Source organism: Kitasatospora sp. MAA4, from assembly GCF_029893355.1.
GTDB lineage: Bacteria > Actinomycetota > Actinomycetes > Streptomycetales > Streptomycetaceae > Kitasatospora.
In genome coordinates this window covers 25110-43310 of sequence record NZ_JARZAI010000024.1, presented here as the reverse complement: position 1 = coordinate 43310, position 18201 = coordinate 25110, and the positions used below count along the sequence as shown (strand labels likewise).

The 18201-nt window shown below is 71.2% G+C and carries 17 protein-coding genes; 12 read left to right on the top strand and 5 right to left on the bottom strand.

From position 1 onward, the window contains the following. Nucleotides 1-205 precede the first annotated feature (205 nt). From P3T37_RS27655 to P3T37_RS27625, 7 genes are all read left to right on the top strand, one after another. Entirely contained in the window at nt 206-3172 is a 2967-nt protein-coding gene (locus P3T37_RS27655; RefSeq protein ID WP_280726621.1) for an AAA family ATPase, read from the top strand. Nucleotides 3173-3300: 128 nt separating this feature from the next. Then, the gene (locus P3T37_RS27650) at nt 3301-4398 is read left to right on the top strand and encodes an aldose epimerase family protein (protein ID WP_280726620.1); all 1098 of its coding nucleotides are present in this window, start codon (nt 3301-3303) and stop codon (nt 4396-4398) included. A gap of 202 nt (nt 4399-4600) precedes the next feature. After that, nucleotides 4601-6862, top strand: coding sequence for a nitrate- and nitrite sensing domain-containing protein (locus tag P3T37_RS27645; RefSeq protein ID WP_280726619.1), 2262 nt, complete (start codon nt 4601-4603; stop codon nt 6860-6862). Then, nucleotides 6859-7266 (top strand): roadblock/LC7 domain-containing protein, encoded by a 408-nt coding sequence (locus P3T37_RS27640; RefSeq protein ID WP_280726618.1) that lies wholly within the window; start codon nt 6859-6861, stop codon nt 7264-7266. Before P3T37_RS27645 ends, P3T37_RS27640 begins: the two co-directional genes overlap by 4 nt. A 50-nt stretch (nt 7267-7316) precedes the next feature. Further along, nucleotides 7317-7667, top strand: a complete 351-nt coding sequence (locus P3T37_RS27635; RefSeq protein ID WP_280726687.1) for a DUF742 domain-containing protein — start codon at nt 7317-7319, stop codon at nt 7665-7667. Between the two features lie 2 nt (nt 7668-7669). Continuing rightward, nucleotides 7670-8248: an ATP/GTP-binding protein gene (locus P3T37_RS27630; protein WP_280726617.1), complete on the top strand. Its 579-nt coding sequence runs from the start codon at nt 7670-7672 to the stop codon at nt 8246-8248. Nucleotides 8249-8451: 203 nt separating this feature from the next. Beyond that, the gene (locus P3T37_RS27625) at nt 8452-9000 is read left to right on the top strand and encodes a DUF1062 domain-containing protein (protein ID WP_280726686.1); all 549 of its coding nucleotides are present in this window, start codon (nt 8452-8454) and stop codon (nt 8998-9000) included. A 54-nt stretch (nt 9001-9054) separates the two neighbouring features. Here P3T37_RS27625 and P3T37_RS27620 read toward each other — a convergent pair whose 3' ends face one another. Beyond that, complete coding sequence (locus tag P3T37_RS27620) at nt 9055-10287, bottom strand: GNAT family N-acetyltransferase (protein WP_280726616.1); 1233 nt, start codon at nt 10285-10287, stop codon at nt 9055-9057. A gap of 112 nt (nt 10288-10399) precedes the next feature. On the opposite strand from P3T37_RS27620, the gene P3T37_RS27615 reads away from it, so the two are divergent. Then, a complete protein-coding gene (locus P3T37_RS27615) occupies nt 10400-11191 on the top strand; it encodes a 2-phosphosulfolactate phosphatase (protein ID WP_280726615.1) in 792 nt (263 codons plus the stop codon). On the opposite strand, the gene P3T37_RS27610 is transcribed toward P3T37_RS27615, so the two are convergent. Continuing rightward, a complete protein-coding gene (locus tag P3T37_RS27610) occupies nt 11151-11375 on the bottom strand; it encodes a DUF397 domain-containing protein (RefSeq protein ID WP_280726614.1) in 225 nt (74 codons plus the stop codon). The genes P3T37_RS27615 and P3T37_RS27610 overlap by 41 nt on opposite strands. Then, a complete protein-coding gene (locus tag P3T37_RS27605) occupies nt 11372-12217 on the bottom strand; it encodes a helix-turn-helix transcriptional regulator (protein ID WP_280726613.1) in 846 nt (281 codons plus the stop codon). The genes P3T37_RS27610 and P3T37_RS27605 overlap by 4 nt, the downstream gene beginning before the upstream one ends. Before the next feature lie 156 nt (nt 12218-12373). On the opposite strand from P3T37_RS27605, the gene P3T37_RS27600 reads away from it, so the two are divergent. From P3T37_RS27600 to P3T37_RS27585, 4 genes are all read left to right on the top strand, one after another. After that, nucleotides 12374-12619, top strand: a complete 246-nt coding sequence (locus tag P3T37_RS27600; protein ID WP_280726612.1) for a hypothetical protein — start codon at nt 12374-12376, stop codon at nt 12617-12619. Beyond that, nucleotides 12600-12917 (top strand): hypothetical protein, encoded by a 318-nt coding sequence (locus P3T37_RS27595; protein WP_280726611.1) that lies wholly within the window; start codon nt 12600-12602, stop codon nt 12915-12917. Before P3T37_RS27600 ends, P3T37_RS27595 begins: the two co-directional genes overlap by 20 nt. Before the next feature lie 334 nt (nt 12918-13251). After that, nucleotides 13252-13815, top strand: a complete 564-nt coding sequence (locus tag P3T37_RS27590) for a dihydrofolate reductase family protein (protein ID WP_280726610.1) — start codon at nt 13252-13254, stop codon at nt 13813-13815. Between the two features lie 364 nt (nt 13816-14179). After that, a complete protein-coding gene (locus P3T37_RS27585; protein WP_280726609.1) occupies nt 14180-14989 on the top strand; it encodes a nucleotide disphospho-sugar-binding domain-containing protein in 810 nt (269 codons plus the stop codon). A 66-nt stretch (nt 14990-15055) separates the two neighbouring features. Here the strand turns inward: P3T37_RS27585 and P3T37_RS27580 are convergent, their stop codons facing one another. Next, nucleotides 15056-17083, bottom strand: a complete 2028-nt coding sequence (locus P3T37_RS27580; RefSeq protein ID WP_280726608.1) for a vanadium-dependent haloperoxidase — start codon at nt 17081-17083, stop codon at nt 15056-15058. Between the two features lie 247 nt (nt 17084-17330). Then, nucleotides 17331-18095, bottom strand: a complete 765-nt coding sequence (locus tag P3T37_RS27575; protein ID WP_280726607.1) for a G1 family glutamic endopeptidase — start codon at nt 18093-18095, stop codon at nt 17331-17333. Between the last annotated feature and the right edge of the window lie 106 nt (nt 18096-18201).

The following is an 18201-nucleotide window of genomic DNA, read 5'->3' as shown; positions in this document are numbered from 1 at the left end:
CATTGTGTCAAGATCCACTGGGTCCCCCCGGGCCGCAGAGTATCTGATCACACGATCGGATGGCATGACTGTCGCAGCAATTGCCCTTGGTATATGGGCTTGAATCCTTATCAACCCCCGGGCCTGCGCGAACGGTGCTCACGCGGGCCGATCGGACGATAACCTCGCTGGAGGATCGCAGAGCGGTGAGGTGGAGGGACCGACAGTGACCGAACAGGGGAGCGACTGGGTGGTGCAGGCTGAGCGGCCGGGCCCGGAGGAGCCCGACGGTGGCCTGCCGGAGCTGCACGAGCGGGAGCAGGCGACCCGGGTGGCACAGCAGGCCGTCGACACGCTCTGCCGCGAGTTCGCGGCCGGCGGCGTCGAACTCGGGTCGCTGCTCCTCTACAGCGGTGAGGCCGGTCTGGGCAAGACCAGCATGCTGCAACGGGTCCGCACACTGGCCGGCCGGCGCGGCGGTTGTACGGTGCTCAGCGCCCGGGGTGGTGAGCAGCGCGTGAAGGAGCCCTTCCACGTGCTGACCCAGCTGCTCCAGCCCACGCTGCTGGCGCTGACGCCCGCTCAGCGCAAGGAGGTCTTCGGCCACTGGATCGACATCGCCGGCCCGGCCGTGGGGATGGCGAAACCCACCGCCGCCGAGCCCGACCCGCAGAGCGTGCGCGCCGGGCTGGACTACGTGGTCACCCAACTCGCAAGGCTGAAGGCACCGCTGGTGATGCTGGTGGACGACCTCCAGTGGGCCGACGCGGAGTCCTTCGCCTGGCTGGAGTCGTTCGCGGTGCGCTCCCCGGAGCTGCCGGTGCTCCTGGTGATCGCCTGGCGGTCCGGCCAACTTCCCGAGGATGCCCAGGCGTTCCGCACGCTGGTGGCCTCGAACCCGCACCGCCACCTGGAGTTCAAGGGCCTCACCCCCGCCTCGGTCGAGAAGCTGGTGCACGCGGCCTACCCCGACACCGCCGAGGACTACTTCTGCCGCCAGGTCTGGGCGGTCACCGCGGGCAGCCCGTACCTCGTCAACGCGCTGCTGGCCAAGGTCCGCGAGCGCGGCATCGAGCCGGTCGAGGAGAACGTGCCGCTGCTGCACGACCTGGCCGCCGAGGCCAACGGCATGACCCGCGAACTGTGGCTCGCCAAGCTCGGCGTCAGCACGCTGACCTTCGCCCATGCCGCCTCGATCCTCGGCACCCAGATCCTGCCGAACGTGGCGGCCCGGATCGCGGGCCAGACCCCGGCCGTGGCGAGCGAGGCGATCTCCGAGCTGCGCCGCCACCAGGTGCTGACCGGGCCTGCGGACGGTCCGCTGGAGTTCGTCCACCCGCTGGTCGCCACCTCGATCTACCGGTCCAGCTGGCAGAGCACCCGCACCGCCATGCACGGCAAGGCCGCTGTCGAGGTGGAGCTCGCCGGGCGACCGCTGACCGAGGCCACCCGCCACCTGCTGGAGACCCACGGCGAGGGCGATCCCGAGGTGGTCGCCAAGCTGCGCCGGGCGGCCCGCGACCATCTGGCCGTCGGCGCCCCCGCCGCCGCCAAGCGCTGCCTGGAGCGCGCGTTGGAGGAGCCGCCGGAGGACGAGGACCGGGCCGCGGTGATCTACGAGCTCGGCTGCTCGGCGCTGCTCACCGACCCGGTCACCACCGTCCGCCAGCTGCGCATCGCGCTGGAGACCGACGGCCTGTCGGACGAACTGCGGGTGGATGCGACCTTCCGGCTCTCCGAGGTGCTGGCGCACAGCGGCCAACTCGTCGAGGCGGCCCGGCTCACCCTGGACGCGGCCGAGCACACCCCGCCCGGTGACGGCCGGCTGCGGCTGGAGGTGGCGCACTACATCTGGGCCGCCTTCCAGCGCGAGGAGGAGGACGGCCCCGGCCGTTCGGCCCGGCTCGGCCGGCTGAGCGCCGAGCTGACCGGCGACGACGTCAACGCCCGGGCCGCCCGCGCGCTGCGCGCCTGGGATCTGACCCTGCAGGGCCAGAGCTCCACCGAGGCGCTGGAACTGGTCGACTCCGCGCTGTTGGACGGTCGGCTGCCGCCGGGCCTGGCCTGGACGAACAGCAACTGGGGTCTGGAGCTGCCCGGGATCATCGGCCTGACCTATGTCTACACCGACCGCCTGGACCGTGCCGAGCGGCTCTTCGAGGACGCCATCCGGTCCTTCGAGGTGGCCGGTTGGGGCGGCGGCCATCTCGGATTCGCGCACTTCCTGATGGGGTTGGCGCGGTTCCGCCGTGGTGCGCTCGCCGAGGCCGAGGAGTTCCTGCGCAGTGCCCTGCGGATCGCCCGCCGCCTCGGCAGCGATCTGCCGTTGCAGTGGGACGCCGTCGGCGTGCTGGCCGACACCCTGCTCGCCCGCGGCCGGACCGAGGAGGCCTGCAAGCTGGCCGCCGACTACGGCTTCGCGCCGCCGTACCACCCGACCGCGATGGTGCTGCCCGATGCCCCGACGCTCTACGGCAAGCTGCTGCTGGCCCAGGGCGACCGGGTGGCCGCGGCCGGGGTGCTGCGCGGGGTGGGTGCGCAACTGACGGGCCGCGGTTGGCGGAACACCATCTGGGCACCCTGGGTCGGTCATCTGGCCGTCGCGGTCCACCCGGTGGACCCGGTCGAGGCGCGCGAGCTGGCCGAGCAGGGGCTGGCGGATGCCCAGCGCTTCGGCACCGCCTCGGCGATCGGCACCGCGCTGCGGATGTCGGCCGCGGTGACCGAGGGCCAGCGGGCGGTGGAGTTCCTGGAGGAGGCCGTCCGGCAGCTCGGCCGGTCCCCGGTCGGGTACGAACATGCGTACGCACTCGTGGAGTTGGGTGCGGCGCTGCGTAGGGTCGGCCGGCTCGGGGACGCCACCGAGCATCTGCACCAGGGCATGGAACTGGCGGTGGAGTGCAACGCCGACGGGCTGGTGGCGCGGGCCCGCGAGGAGCTCAAGGCCTCCGGCCTGCGGCCCAACCGGCTGCGCACCACCAGCAAGGACGCGCTGAGCCAGGGGGAGTGGGAGGTGGCCGAGTTCGTCGTGGGCGGGCTCTCCGCGCTGGAGATCGCCGAGCGCCTCGACCTCCCGCTGAGCCTGGTCAACCGCCGCCTGGCGGCCGTCCACCGCAAGACCGGCACCAACCACGAGGGGCTGGCCGCGGCGCTGGGCCTGAAGAAGAACCGCCCGGACGACACCGCTCGGTAGCGCCCTGTGTCCCGCCCGGGATCGCCCGGGATTCGGGCGGGACACTCTACTCTGATCAGTGATCACTGATCACGAAATGGACACGCACCCCCCGTCGCATCCAGCCGTGCAGATAAGAGGAGCAGCAGATGGCGCTGACACCGGTCGAGGTCTCGCACGCACCCCTGGAGGCCGGCGGCGCCGGCGCGGCGATCGAGCGGTGGACGCTGCGGGCCGGCGCGGTCGAGGTCACCGTCCTCACGCTGGGCGCGACCCTGCACACCGTCCGGACCCCGGACCGCACCGGCGCGGTGGCACAACTCCTGCTCAGCTCCGAGTTGCTGAGCGCGATCCTGGGCCCGGCCCGGCACTACGGCGCCACCGTCGGACGGTACGCCAACCGGATCGCCGACAGCCGGATCACCCTGGACGGCGTCGACCACCCGCTCGCCCCCACCGGCAACGGCGTCACCCTGCACGGCGGCCCGGACGGCTTCGCCAACCGGATCTGGTCGGCGCAGCCGGTCGGGGACGGCGAGCGAGCGGGCGTGCGGCTGAGCCTGCACAGCCCCGACGGTGACCAGGGCTTCCCCGGCGCGCTGGACGTCAGCGTCGACTACCTGCTCGGCCCGGACGGCGAGCTGAGCATCGAGTACCACGCCGTCACCACCCGCCCCACGGTGGTCAACCTGACCAACCACGCCTACTTCAACCTGGCCGGCGAGGGCAGCGGCGACGTCCTGGGCCACCTGCTCACGCTGGACGCCGACGCGTACACCCCGACCGACCAGCGGCAGATCCCCTACGGCCCGTACGAGCCGGTGGCCGGCACCCCGTTCGACTTCACCAGCGCGACGCCGATCGGCAAGGGGATCGCCGAGGACCACCCGCAGCTGACCGGTCCCGGCGGCTACGACCACAACTGGGTGCTGCGCCCCCGCCCGGCGGACGGCTCGCCGGGCCGGGCCGCCCTGCTGGAGGACCCGGTCTCCGGGCGGACGCTCGAGGTGCTGACCACCGAGCCCGGCTTGCAGGTCTACACCGCCAACAGCTTCCAGGGCGCGGTGACCGGCGAGAGCGGCGTCGCGTACGGACCGTTCTCGGGCGTCGCGCTGGAGACCCAGCACCACCCCGACTCGCCGCACCACCCGGAGTACCCGTCCACCGTGCTGCGCCCGGGCGAGGAGTTCCGCTCGATCACCGTGTTGCGCTTCAGCCCCTGTTTCCCCCTCGGACATGCGGTATGACTAGTATCACTGCGTCAAAGGTCCCGCCACAGACGGATGGTCGTCCCCGGCCGCCGCCCTCCCCGAGGAGAGTCCCCTGCGCGCGCGTGGAGCCTCCAAACCCAGGCGTTCGCGCCTCTCCCTGCGGACTGCCCTGCTCGTCCTGGCGCTCGTCCCGAGCATCGCGCTGGCCGCGCTCTGGGCGGTCACCACAGGCCAGACCATGTTCGACTTCCACCATCAGGCCGCGCAGGGGCTGCTGGCGCAGAAGGCCGGCCAGCCGTCCAACATCGTCTACTACAACCTCCAGGAAGAGCGCCGGCTCAGCGCCGAGCAGCTCGCCCGGCCCGGCAGCGTCACCGACGCGCTGGTCAACCAGCGCCGGCTGACCGACGACGCGGTGCGCACCTTCCAGTCGCTCTCCGACGTGGACTCCTCGGGCGCCCCCACCGAGATCCGCAACGCGGTGTCCGAGGCGCGCCAGGCGATGACCCAACTCCCGCAGCACCGCGCCGCGGTCGACCAGGGCATCGCCGACCAGCAGACCACCTTCACCTACTACACCGACCTGATCACGGTCGACCTCCAGCTCTTCAGCGCGCTCAGCCACGTGGAGAACGGCGAGGTCACCTACATCTCGCGCACGCTCGTCGACACCTTCTGGGCCAAGGAGATGATCGCCCGCGAGGACGCGCTGCTGGCCCGCGGCTGGCCGTCCGGCAAGCTCAGCAGCGCCGACTACCAGCAGGTCCAGCAGGCCATCGGCAGCCAGGCCTTCCTCTACACCGAGATGGTCGCGCCCTACCTGCCGGCCGGGGAGCGCGCCATCTGGCAGCGGCTCACCGCCGGCACGGCCTGGCAGGCCAAGGCCGCCGTCGAGCAGGAACTGATGCGGCCCGGCGCGGTGGACGGCGACGGCAACGTCCAGCTGCCGCCGGACGAGGCCCAGTGGCGCCAGGCCGTCGACCTGGTCACCCCGCAGGTGGTCGCGCTGATGCAGAGCCGCACCGACGCCGTGGTCTCCACCGGCAAGGACAGCGTCCTCTCGCTGCTCCTGCGGGTCGTGCTGACCAGCGTCGTGGGCCTGCTCGCGGTCATCGCGGTGATCATCACCTCCTGGCGCCTGGTCCGCTCGCTGCGCCGCCGGATCCTCGACCTGCACGACCGGGCCGAGGAGTTGGAGCGCACCCTGCCCGAGGTCGTCGAGCGGCTGGGCCGCGGCGAGCAGGTGGACACCGAGCCGGCCATCAGCGAGGACGGCGGTGGCGACGAGCTGAGCCGACTGGGCCGGGCGCTCAACCTGGCCCGGGACAGCGCGCTCCAGGCCGCCGTCCAGCAGGCCAAGCAGCACCGCGGCTTCGAGCGGCTGCTCCAGCGCATCGCCCGCCGCACCCAGCTGCTGATCGGCCTCCAGCTCAAGAAGCTGGACGAGATGGAGCGCCGCCACGAGGACCCCGAGGTGCTGCAGGGCCTCTTCGACCTCGACCACCTGACGGCCCGGCTGCGCCGCTACGAGGAGAACCTGGTGATCCTCGCCGGCGGCCAGCCGCAGCGCCGCTGGCGCAAGCCCGTCCCGCTGCTGGACGTGCTGCGCGCCGCGCAGGGCGAGGTGCAGGACTACAAGCGGATCGTGCTCGACGTCCAGGGCAGCCCGTGGATCTCCGAGCGGGCGGTGGGCCCGGTGGTCCACGTGCTCGCCGAGCTGATGGAGAACGCCGCGACCTTCTCCAAGCCGCCCACCCCGGTGGAGGTCCGGGCCGCCCTGGTCGGGCGCGGGCTGGCGATCGAGATCGAGGACCGCGGCCTGGGCATGGAGCCCGAGCAGTACGACGCGGCGAACGAGCTGATCCGCCGTCCTCCCCGGATGGACGTGCTGGAGCAGGCCGACGACGTCCGGCTCGGCCTCTACGTGGTCGCCCGGCTGGCCGACGGCCTCGGGCTGCGGGTGGAGTTCCGGCCCTCCGCCTTCGGCGGGACCCGCGCCGTCGTGCTGATCCCGGCCGAGCTGGTCACGGACGGCCCCGCGGCCGCGCCGGTGGTGGAGCCGGCGGTGCTGGTCGAGCCGGCCGCGCTGCCCGCCCGGACGCGGGGACGGGCGCTGGCGGGCACGGTGGTCGCGGCTCCGGCGGCGCTGCCGGCCGCGCCCGTCGAACCCGTCGAACCCGAACCGGCGTCGCGGCCCTCGTGGGCGGCGCGGACCGAGGACCACGGGCACACCGCCGAGGCCCCCGAGCCGCCGCTGCCGCAGCGGGTGCGCCAGGCCAGCCTGGTCGCCGAGCTGCGCACGTCTGCTGAACCCAGCACGTCTGCCTCTGCTGGGCGGCCGGAGGGCCTGCCGACCCGGTCGGGTGCGGCGATCGGCGCCTTCCAGCGGCAGTCCCGGGCGGCCCGCGACGGCTCCAGCGACACGAGCCCCGGCATCCCGCTCCCCGCCGAGCCCACTCCCGAACCCCACACCCCCACGACGGAGGACCGCTCCTCATGACGCGCACCATTGCCACCCACCAGGATCTGGACTGGCTGCTGGACGGACTCGTCGACGGGGTGGTCGGCACCCGCCACGCGGTCCTGCTCTCCGACGACGGCCTGGTGGTCAGCCACTCCCGTGACATCGAGCGCGCGGACGCCGAGCGGCTCGCCGCGGTGGCCACCGGCCAGCAGAGCCTGGCCCGCGGCGTCGGCCAGCTCTTCGACGGCGGCCAGGTCCACCAGGTGATCGTGGAACTGGCCGACCTCTGGCTCTTCGTCACCGCGGCCGGCCAGGGCACCCACCTGGCGGTGATCGCCTCCCAGGACGTCGACGCCGAGGTGATGTCGGTGGCCATGCACACCCTGGTCCAGCAGGTCGGGCAGAAGCTCGGCACCGCGATCCGAGGCGGCGAGGAGTGACGACCCCGCACTGGAGCGAGGAGCAGGCGGCCGACGACGGCTCGGACTCGATGGTCCGCCCGTACACCATCACCCGCGGCCGCACCGCCCCCGAGCGGGACGATCTCACCCTGATCACCGTCCTGACGACGGTGCAGGACCCCGCCGACCCAGGTGGTCGGCAGAGCGCGCGGCTCCAGCCCGAGCACCGGGTGATCCTGGACCGCTGCCGCCACCCCGCGGCTGTCGCCGAGGTGGCCGCCGACCTCGACCTGCCGGTCTCGGTCACCAAGATCCTGCTGGGCGACCTGATCGCCCAGGGCCTGCTGCTGGCCCGCGCCCCGCTCTCGGTCGCCCGGGCGAGCGGCGGCATGGACATCGGCCTGCTGACCGCCGTACGTGACGGACTCCGGAGACTCTGAACATGAGCACCACTCAGGCCGCTCCTGCGGCAGTGAAGATCCTTATTGCGGGCGGTTTCGGCGTGGGCAAGACGACCCTGGTCGGCTCGGTCAGCGAGGTCGCCCCGCTGCGCACCGAGGAGTACCTGACCCGCGCCAGCGTCGGCATCGACGACCTCGACGGCGTGGACGAGAAGGACACCACCACGGTCGCACTGGACTTCGGGCGGATCACCATCGGCACCGAGCTGGTGGTCTACCTGTTCGGCACCCCGGGCCAGGAGCGCTTCTGGTTCATGTGGAACGACCTGGTGAACGGCGCGCTCGGCGGGATCGTGATCGCCGACACCCGGCGGCTGGACAGCAGTTTCGCGTCGATCGACTTCTTCGAGAGCCGCGCGATCCCGTTCGTGGTGGCGATCAACTGCTTCCACGGGCGCAACACCCGCAGCCCGCAGGAGATCCGGGCCGCGCTCGACCTCGACCCGCAGGTCCCGATGCTGCTCGGCGACGTCCGCGAACGCGAGTTCGGCCGCGACCTGCTGCTCGCCCTGGTCGACCATCTGATGAACCTTCCGGCACCGCAGCCAGTCCTGGCCTGACGTCGAAAACCAGTGGCACGAAAACCAGTGGCACAGCGCCGCTGTGCGCCGTTACCGTGCTGCCGGACCAAGTCGTCTACGCAAGGACGTCCCGTTGTACACCCTGTGAGACCTCCCGAGCGATGAATCGTCGCGCGTCGCGCATCTGCGCCGCGCTCCTTTTAGCTGCGGTCTTCTCACACTGAAACCGGTGTACTTCTGTGCTGCTCGAAACCTGGGCGGTCGCGCCCACCTGCCTGCCTCTCGTTCGCCGCCGCTGCCACGCGTGCGCGTCCGAACGCTTCCGGGCAAGCGGCAAGTTCCGCGTCAACGCCAACCACAAGCTCATCGACGCCTGGCTCCTCGTGCTCTGTACGGCCTGCGGGGACACGGCGAAGCTCACGCTCCTGGAGCGGATGAACGTGCGATCCGTACGACCTGAGCTGCTGGACCGGCTGCACGACAACGACCCTGGCCTGACAGCTGAGTTGCTCCAGGATCCGGTCGTGCAGCGCCGCAATCGCATCGCCCTCGACTGGGACGGTGCCTGGCGCCTCGACACCGGCGGCTCGGATCACCTGGACCGCGAGGTGATCGACGTGTCGGTCCGCTTTGCCGCGCCGATCCCTGTCCGGCCGGTGCGACTGATCGCTGAAGGCTGCGGTCTTTCGCGGGCCGAGGTCGGGAGACTGATCACGGAGGGGAGCCTCGTGTCGGCAGTCCGGCTGAGCGGCAAGCTCTCCGGGGACTTCGCCTTCACGCTCAAGCGCTGAGCCCTGAGCGGGGGCCTGTCCGGCGGGATCCGCCGGACAGGCCCGAGCGCACGGTCAGAACCAGTGCAGGCAGTGCGGGGAGCGCTCGGCGCGGAAGAGCGCGTCGGCGAGGGCGGCCGCGCCCGGGCGGTGGGCGCGGATGTGTCCGGCACGTACGAGCGTGCTCGGGGCGGTACCGCCGAGGTAGATCGAGCCCAGGTCGCGCACGTCCAGGGACAGGTCAGGCTCCCGGTCCGTCGGGACGCACTCGGCCCTGCCGTCCCGAACGGTCAGCAGGTAGCGGCCGTGCTCGCCGAGGAACGGGTCCTCGACGTCGAGGACGAGCTCGCCGTCCGCGAACCAGCCGCGCGCGGACAGCGCACGCGGGACGTCCAGCAGCCGCACCCAGAGCCAGTCGGTCTCGCTGCTCAGCTGGGCGGCGTTGAAGTCCGCGAGCTGCCAGCGCAGCGGGTGGTCGGCCGGGACGTGCTTGAACACGACCTTGGTGACCAGGTCGTGTCCGAGGGCGAACCGGGCCAGGGCGGTGAGGACGGCGTCGTCGGTGGCGATGGTCTCGTCGACCGTCAAGGTCTCGGAATCGTCGACCGAGTAGCTGGCGTACCCGTCCGGGACGCCGTTGCCGTCACGGTGGACGGCGATGTAGCGCTGCGCCGGCGAGATCGGGGCCTGCCCCGCGCGCGAGGCCCACCAGCGGTGCGGCCGGGACACCGCGCCGGGCTGTGCGCGGCGATAGCGGTCGTAGACCGCCTCCAGGATCTCGCCGCACTCGGCACGCCGCAGCACCTCGATCGAGCCGCTGTCCGCGCCGGGCGCTGGGTCGTCGGCCGCGCTGCGCGCCCGGGGGAGGGTGAGGGCGGCCTGGTGGCGAGGCACCGTCAGGCGCCGCGTGTAGGTCGCCGGTCCGTAGCCGAACCTGCCGTAGATCAGGGCCTCGGAGGCCAGCAGCACGGAGAGGAACTCCCCGCGGCCCCGAAACTCGGTGAGCTGACGCCGCATCATCGCACTGAGCACGCCCTGGCGCCGATGCGAGGGCAGGACGCCGACGGCGGTCACCCCGGTGACCGGGACGATGATCCCACCGGGCAGGGTGAGTTCGAAGGAGTACGCACCAGCGGTGCCGACGGGCCGCCCGTCCGCTGTCACGGCGAGCAGGTTGCGGTCCATTTCGTACGCCGACCACAACTTCCCCTCGCCCTCGGCCGGGGAGTCCCGGAAGCGCCCGAACGCGGCAAAGATGGTGTCGACGAAGACCTCCAGGTCCTGGTCGGTCGTGGTACGGATCTCCATTGCTGCTGTAGCTGCCTTCCCGGGGTGCGCGGCACCACGACGCGTGGTGTCCCGCCACAGTGCAGCGTTGATCCGTTGCCAGGGCAAGCGAATTACGGCAGGGTGGTCGGCCATGGCTATTGCTGTGGACGATTGGTACGTGCAGACAGGCAGCGGGGCGCGGTTCGACTGGGGACCGGTCGGCGCGCAGCGGCTCGCGGCGGATGTCGCGTGTCTGGTGGTGGTGGACGTGTTGTCGTTCACGACCTCGGTGACGGTGGCGGTGGAGTCCGGGACGCGGGTCTTTCCCTATGCCTGGCACGACGAATCCGCCGTGAAGTTCGCTGACGCGATGGACGCGCGGTTGGCCGCTGGGCGGCGGGCGGCCACGTCGGACTCGCCGTGGTCGCTGTCGCCGGCGGCGCTGAGGAGCGCGCCGTTCACCCCGCGCCTGGTCCTGCCCTCCCCGAACGGTTCCTCCATCGCTGCGGCGGCGGGCGCGTCGGTGGTCGTCGCCGGTTGCCTGCGCAACGCGACGGCGGTGGGGAACTGGCTCGCGCAGCAGGCTTACGGAACTCCCGAACGTCCGGTTGCGGTGATCGCCGCCGGTGAGCGATGGCCGGACGGCAGCCTGCGCCCCGCACTGGAGGACCTGCTCGGCGCGGGTGCGGTCCTCGCGGCGCTGCGGAAGCAGGGCGGGGGTTCCATGTCGGCCGAGGCGGCCGCTGCGGTTGCGTGCTACGAGGCGACGCCGGATGTCGCGGCTGCGGTCGCTGACAGCGCGTCGGGCCGGGAACTGGCGTACGGCGGCTTCGGCGAGGATGTGGGCATCGCGAGCGAGTTGGATGTCTGCGGCGTTGTTCCGGTGCTTGTCGATGGGGCGTTCACGGCAGCGGACAGACCGTTCCGAAGTCGCCAGCCTTGATGCCTGCCACGAACGCGGTGAACGCGGTGAGGGGGAGGAGGAGGGCGGGGCCCTCGGGGTCCTTGGAGTCGCGGAGGGGGACCGTGTCGATGAACTGACCGTCGGCCACCTCGACGCAGGCTCCGCCGTCTGTTCCTGAGTAACTCGACTTGCGCCACCGGGCGCTGGTCAGATCTACGGTCATGAGTACAACTCCTGTCTGATGCTGCGGATCAGGTCCATGGAGGCATCCTGCGAGAGGGCTGCAATCTGAAGCAGGGTGAACAAGCGCTGCCGTGATGCAACGAGCATCGGGTCCCGTTCGAGCACGCCGCGTCCCATCGTCTCTGAGTATCCCACTGTCGAACCGTCAGGGAGAGTCAGAATAATCAACGACGAGGTCAGCGCCGTTCGTTCGCCGAGCGCCAGCGGCGCCACCTGTAGAGCAATGCTGGGACGTTCGGCAGCCGTCAAGAGCTGATCCAACTGTTCTCGCATCACCGCTGGCCCGCCGATTGGCCGCCGCAGTGCGCTCTCATCGATCACGGCGAAGAGGAAAGGCGGCGTCTCAGCCGTGAGGATCTGCTGGCGGTCGAGACGCAGCGCGAGGCGCTCCTCAACCGTGTCAGGGGTGTCGGTCAGATTAGCGCTCGAAGAGCCGAGTAGAGCGCTGGCATAGGCGGGCGTCTGGAGCAGTCCTGGCACATAGGTGGTCTCGAAGGTTCGCAGCTCGGTGGCCCGGGCCTCCTCGGCGACGTAGTCCATGAACCCCTCCGGAAAGACCAGCTCCAGGCGCTTCTTGACGTACGGCATGAGGTAGGTGAGGGCGCCGCCGGTCCGCAGGATCACATCGCAGCGCTCGGCGAGGTCGTCCTTCGGCGGGCGCGTGCCGCTCTCCACCTTGCTGATGAAGCTCGCATCACACGGGACCTTGGCCGCGAGCTGAGGCTGCGACATATCCCGCAACTCCCGGTAGTGGCGGAGCATCCCGCCGAACAGCGAGCCGGGGGACTCGCTCGGGTCCAGCGTGTTCTTTCGACCAGCCATGGCGGGCCCCCATCGTGCCGTGTGTCTCGTTGGATCTGTCCGTGCTCAGGCGGATCGGTCAAGATCTCACCCCTAGCGAGGCTACGCCGATCTGCCGATGCTGGAAGCACAAAGTCACCAACTGGTCACAGTAAGCCAGCTGAACGAATGGGCCCCATGGCATCGGAACTCTCAAGACTCACAGCAGCAGCCCGCCAGAAAGCGGCCGACGCCGCCGCCGCGCTGACCTCCCTCCTCGCCGAAGCCGGACTCGCGCTGCCGTCGATCGGCGTCGACTGGCACGAGGGCTGGTTCACCGGCGAGGTCCTGATCGACCTGGGCCGGGCCCGCGCCGACGTCGTCATGGAACTGGTCGGCCTGCTCCAGGAGGGACTGGACGCCCGTGGCAAGCGGTCGAGTTGAGAGCCCCGACGCCCGGATGGCCCGCGAGCTCCGGGAAGCTGCCGAGCAGGCTGTCGACGCCATGGTGGACGCCCTCGCGTTGGCTGGGCTACCGCCACTGCTCTCCCTCGCCGCAGGGCGCATCAGCCTCCTCCCCGAGGGCGTCCATGTGGAGATCGGCGGCTGCAACGTCCGGACCCTTCAGGCGATCGCCGACTACATCGCCGCTCACGCGGCCTGCCTGGGCCGGGTCGTCCGGGGCGAGGCCGTGCCCACTGGGATGGCCGAACTGCCCATTGTGCGAAACGAGTTGACGTGAGAAAGCCGCGCAGCAGCGCCATGACCATCACGAGCTACCGCGTCACCGGCGACGGCCGCCGCGTCGAGCTGTCACCCCGCGAGGTGGTGGAGGCGGACAGCCCGTCCTACAACCCGCTCACCTGGCCCCGCTGCCAGTGCCCACGCTGCCGCGCCGAGCCGTCACCCGCCCAACGCAGTCTGTCGCCGGGAGAGGGCCAGCTTGCGTCGCTCTCGGTCGATGTCGACTCCGTACAGCTGCTGGGGGACCGGACGATTGGGTGTCCCGCGAGCCGCGATGAGTCTGCGGCGTCCGGCGGTCGTACTGTGGAACCCGTTACCGAGGAGGGCTCCTGATGCGCAGCGTGACCTATTCGATGGGCGTCTCACTTGACGGCTACATCGTCGGGCCGGACGGCGGCTTCAACTGGACGGCGCCGGACGCGGAGGTCTTTCGCTTCTGGATCGACGAGATTCGAGAGGTCGGCGTCCACCTGTTGGGGCGACGGCTCTACGAGACGATGCTGTACTGGGAGACCGCCGACCAGGATCCATCGCTTGACGACTCGATGCTCGAGTGGGCCGCGCTCTGGAAGCCGCTCCCGAAGGTGGTGTTCTCGACCACGCTCTCGGCGGTGCAGGGCCATGCCTGCCTGGCCTCCGGCGGCGTGGCGGAGGAGATCGAGCGGTTGCGAGCCGAGCCGGGGGAGGGCGACATCGCGATCGGCGGCGCGACTCTCGCCGCCGAGGCGGCCGCGTCGGATCTGATCGACGAGTACCGGGCCATGGTCTACCCGGTGCTGGTCGGCGGTGGCATTCCGTTCTTTCCCCAACGCGAGCGCCGGGTGGATCTCGAACTCGTCGAGACCCGCACCTTCAGCTCGAACGTCGTCTACCTCCGCTACCGCGTGGCGCGTTAGCCGGCTCGTCCGCCGAGCCCTCGGAAGGTAGCCTCGCCCGATGCGAATCCTGTTCACGTTCATCGGCGGCAGCGGTCACTTCCGTCCTCTCATCCCGGTGGCCCGCGCAGCTCAAGCCGCAGGGCACACGGTTGCCGTTGCCGGCGCGGGCGGGAGGGGGCCCGAGATCGCAGCCGCGGGTTTCACCGCCTTCGCCACCAGCGAGCCGCGCATACGCCAGGAAGCCGCGGACCCCAGGACTGTGGAGGCACCCGATCCGGAAGCGGAGGTTCGGCAGCTCGCAGAGGGCTTCGCCCGGCGCGGGGCGCGGCGGCAGGCTGCGGCGGTTCTCGAGCTTGCCCAGGCGTGGAAGCCGGATGTCCTGGTGCGTGACGAGGTCGACTTCGGCACCGCGATCGCGGCCGAGTCGCTCGGACTTCCGTGCGCGACTGTCCTGGTGCTCGCGGCCGGGGGCTTCCTGCGCAAGGAGGTCGTTGCCGAGCCGCTGCACGAGCTGCGGTCCGCGTACGGCCTGCCGCCGGACCCCGAGCTCGCCATGCTGGACCGGCACTTGGTCCTGTCGCCGTTCCCGCCGAGCTTCCGGGACCCGCGCTTCCCCCTGCCCGCCCACACCTTCTCGTTCCGACCGACAGCCGCCGTCCCAGCTGACACCACGCCGCGCACGCCCACCGTGTACTTCACCCTGGGCACGGCGAACACCACCACTGATCTGTTCTCCCGGGTCCTGGCAGGACTCCAGGAGCTTCCCGTGAAGGTCGTCGTCACCGTCGGCGAGAAGGTCGACCCGGCAGAGCTCGGGCCGCTGCCCGAGCACGTCCGGGTCGAACAGTTCGTTCCGCAGGAGCTGCTTCTGCCGCAGTGCGATCTGGTCGTCTCGCACGGAGGCTCCGGCACCCTGATGGGAGCGCTCGCCCACGGCCTGCCGTCGGTCCTCTTCCCCCTGGGTGCGGACCAGCCGTACAACGCCCGACGGTGCGTCGAACTCGGCACCGCGCGGGTCCTGGACCCGATGACCGCCACCTCGGAGGAAGTCCGCACGACGGTATCGGCTGTCCTCGCCGACGGTGCCTACCGCCGCGCCGCCGAGCGGGTCCGCGAGGAGATCAACGCGCTACCGGGGGCCGAGCAGACGATTCCCCTCCTCGAAGGGCTCCACGAATCGACCCCCGGGTAGGCCGACGGCAACGCGCCCAGCCCCGGCGCACGGGTGCGTCGGGGCGTCGGTCCAGCGAGAGGGGGTCTACCGGAGGGTGACCACCGCGGACATCCACTGGTGGGTGGCGGAGCCGGTGGCGGCGTAGCTGCCGGGGGTGGAGACGATCTGGTAGGCCGTGGCGAGCTGGTCCTCGGAGACGAACAGGGTCGGCTGCGGCGTGAAGTCGCCGGTCCAGGTGGCGTTTTCGCCGCCCTGGACGCCGGCCACGCCGAAGACGAGTTCGCCCGCGGCCGATGTCGTCGCGGTGGCACCGGAGTTGAAGGGGGTTCCGGCTGCGCCGGTGGCCGAGGTGCTCTGGTCGACGGCGGTGACGCCGCTGAACTCCTGGACCGAGACGTGGTGTTCGCCGCTGCTCGGGTACGTCAGGGTGATCGTGTCGGAGCTGCTCAGCGGCTTGGCGCCGACCGAGGTCAGCACCAGGGTGCGGTCGCCGGCGCCGTCGGTGCGGTCGCTGGGTGCGACGGCGGTGTAGACGTTGCCCTGGGAGTCGGTGGCGGTGACCGTGCCGGACTTGGTGTTCGTCAGCATCACCGAGACCAGCAGGGTGTCACCGGCACGGACCGGGTGGGCGACCGGCAGGGTCAGGCTCGTCCCACTGGCGGCGGCCGCAGCGGTGGCCACCGTGCCCTGGTAGGCGATGGGACTGCCGGCCTTCAGTGCGCTGCGGTAGGCGTTGTCGCCGACCGAGTAGCCCGCGTTGAGTCCCTGCTCGGTGTCCCAGCGGTAGTGCACGCCCAGGTAGAGCCGGCTGAAGCCGTCGTCGACGGCGGCAGCCGTGACGCTGGTGAAGCTGCGGGTGACGGTGTCCGACAGCTGCGGGTCCTGGGTGTGGGCGGTGAAGTTGACGTTGTCACCGAAGTAGTCGCGCACCACGCCGGCCCAGGCGCCCGCGAAGGTCGCGTGCCCGGAGACGTACGAGGGGAACGGCGGGGTGAAGTGGGTGCCGTCGGCCCCCAGGGACAGCGGCTCCCAGTTCGGATCGGGGGTCAGCGCGGGGTTGCCGGCGGGGTCGGCGTTCTGGATCGCGGTGACGGGCCGCCACAGCTGGATGGGGGTGTCGTACTTGGCGTCCCACGCGGTGATCCCGGCATCCGCCATGCCGAACCCGACCAGGGCGAAGAGGCGTGCGTTGGCGAACTCGCCCAGCCCCCTCGCCTGCGAGATGGCCGCGGTGGTCTCGAACAGCTGCCCCGGGGGCTTGTAGGTGCCGGGGGTGATCAGCGTGTCCTGGTTGGGACCGCAGTCCGGTCCCCGGTCGTTCGCCCAGAACTGGGCCTGCTGGGTCTGGTCGGGCGTGCGCTGACCGTTGGCCTCGGCGTCGGCCGATCCGACCCGCTGGACCTCGTTCACGTTGGCCGCGTACTCGGGGCTGGCCAGCAGCGCGGCGTAGGAGCTGTAGCCGGCCGGCAGCGGGGGCTGGAACTCCGTGCTGCTGCTCATCGTGAACGGCTTCAGCTTGCCCCAGTTCGGGGTCGCCGCCGACCACTTGGTGTCGGTGGGGCGCCACTGGCCGGGGATCGCGTTGACGGTGTAGCTGGTGTCGAAGGCGGGCGTGTCCCCGGACCGGGCGGTGATCATCGCCTGGGCCGCCTGCTGCCCCACCGCCTTGCCGTCCGCGATCGCCTGGGCGGACACCGAGCCGGGTATGTAACCGAGTTCGGTGGCCAGCGCGGCGTCGATCGGCTGGTAGAAGGCCGCCGGCTGGCCGGGGAAGGCCGCGACCAGGGTGTCATGGGCCGCGTAGTCGATCGCCGTCTCGGCGTTGGCGTCCGCTGCGGCGGGAATCCGACCGAGGTAGAAGCCGTAGGCGGGGTTGCCGCCGCCGGACACGGAGTTGTCGGCGTCCCAGATCGCGCCCTGCATCATCGCCCCGGCGCGCGCCAGCGGCCCGGGGGCTCCGTACTCGCCGCAGACGTCCTTGAAGCTGTTGCGCAGCACCTGGTTCCAGTCGAGCACGTGGTCGTGCGTGACGGTGGCCGCGTAGGCGGCGCCGACCGGGGCCAGTGGTGCTCCGAAGCCGACGAGCGCTACCAGGGCGGCTGCGGCTGCCACGGTTGCCGAACGGCGGCGCTCGCGAAGTGGTGGTGCTGTCGAGGTACTCGACGTGGACATGGGCCCCCCAGTGGTGTGTTCGGTCGGGCCCCCAGCTGGGGCCGAGCCGTGGTCGTACTCTTCGCGGCTCGGGGTGTCCGGACAATGACCCTGGACAGTCCTGGACAACCGTGGACACCGGGACCGAGGGGCAGCGCAGAGGGGCGACCGGTCGCACCGGCCGCCCCCCAGGGTCTGATCAGCTGTGTCAGCTGTGCTTCCAGGTCACCGAGAAGCTGCCGCCGCCCGAGAGCGAGGAGGTGCTGGCCTTGGTGGTGCTGCCCGAGGCCATCGTGATGGCGTCGGGGGAGAAGGTGCCGATGGGCTGGCCGTTGGCGGTGGCGCCGGTGAACGAGACCGTGTGGAAGTCGGTCAGCGGCAGCGCGCCCGAGCTGTCGGAGGGGGCCTCGGCGATGATCTCGGCGGAGGCGAGCGCCGCGTTCCGCAGGGTCTTGTTCTCGGTCTTGGTCCAGCCCTGCGTGGTGTCCGAGAGCTTGAGGGTGAACGAGCCGCTGCCGTTGGTGGTGACGGACGAGGTGAAGTGGTCGCCGGGGCGCACGGTGTTGCTGAAGTTCACGGGGTAGGCCGGGTACATCTCGTACCAGGCGTAGTACTGCGGGGACCCGCCGGAGCAGTCGACCTCGCTGCCGGTCTGCTCGACCGAGTTGCTGCCGTCGCCGTCCAGGCCGATCCAGAAGCTGGAGTAGGTGTCGGAGCCGGTGCAGCTCGCCGCGGGCTGGACCCAACTGGCGGTGACGCTCGTGAACTTGGCGCCGGTCGCGGAGTACCCGGCCCAGTTGCTGCTGGTGCTGTTGAGCACGTGGCTGTGCGGGCCGACCAGGTGCGGGGTCGTCGAGGCGTTGGGCGCCTGGACGATCGCGGGTGCCGAGGCGGCGAGCGCGGGCCCTGCGGTGCCGAGGACCGCGAGCAGAGCTGCGGAGACGGCCAGGGTGCGGCGACGTGCAGCGGGCATGACGAACTCCCTTGTGAGGGCGCAGGGAGGCCCACCCGACGGGCTTCGGGGATCGGGTGTGCCGGGCCGTTTTGACGGCGTGTCGACAACAGTAGGGGAGGGGTCC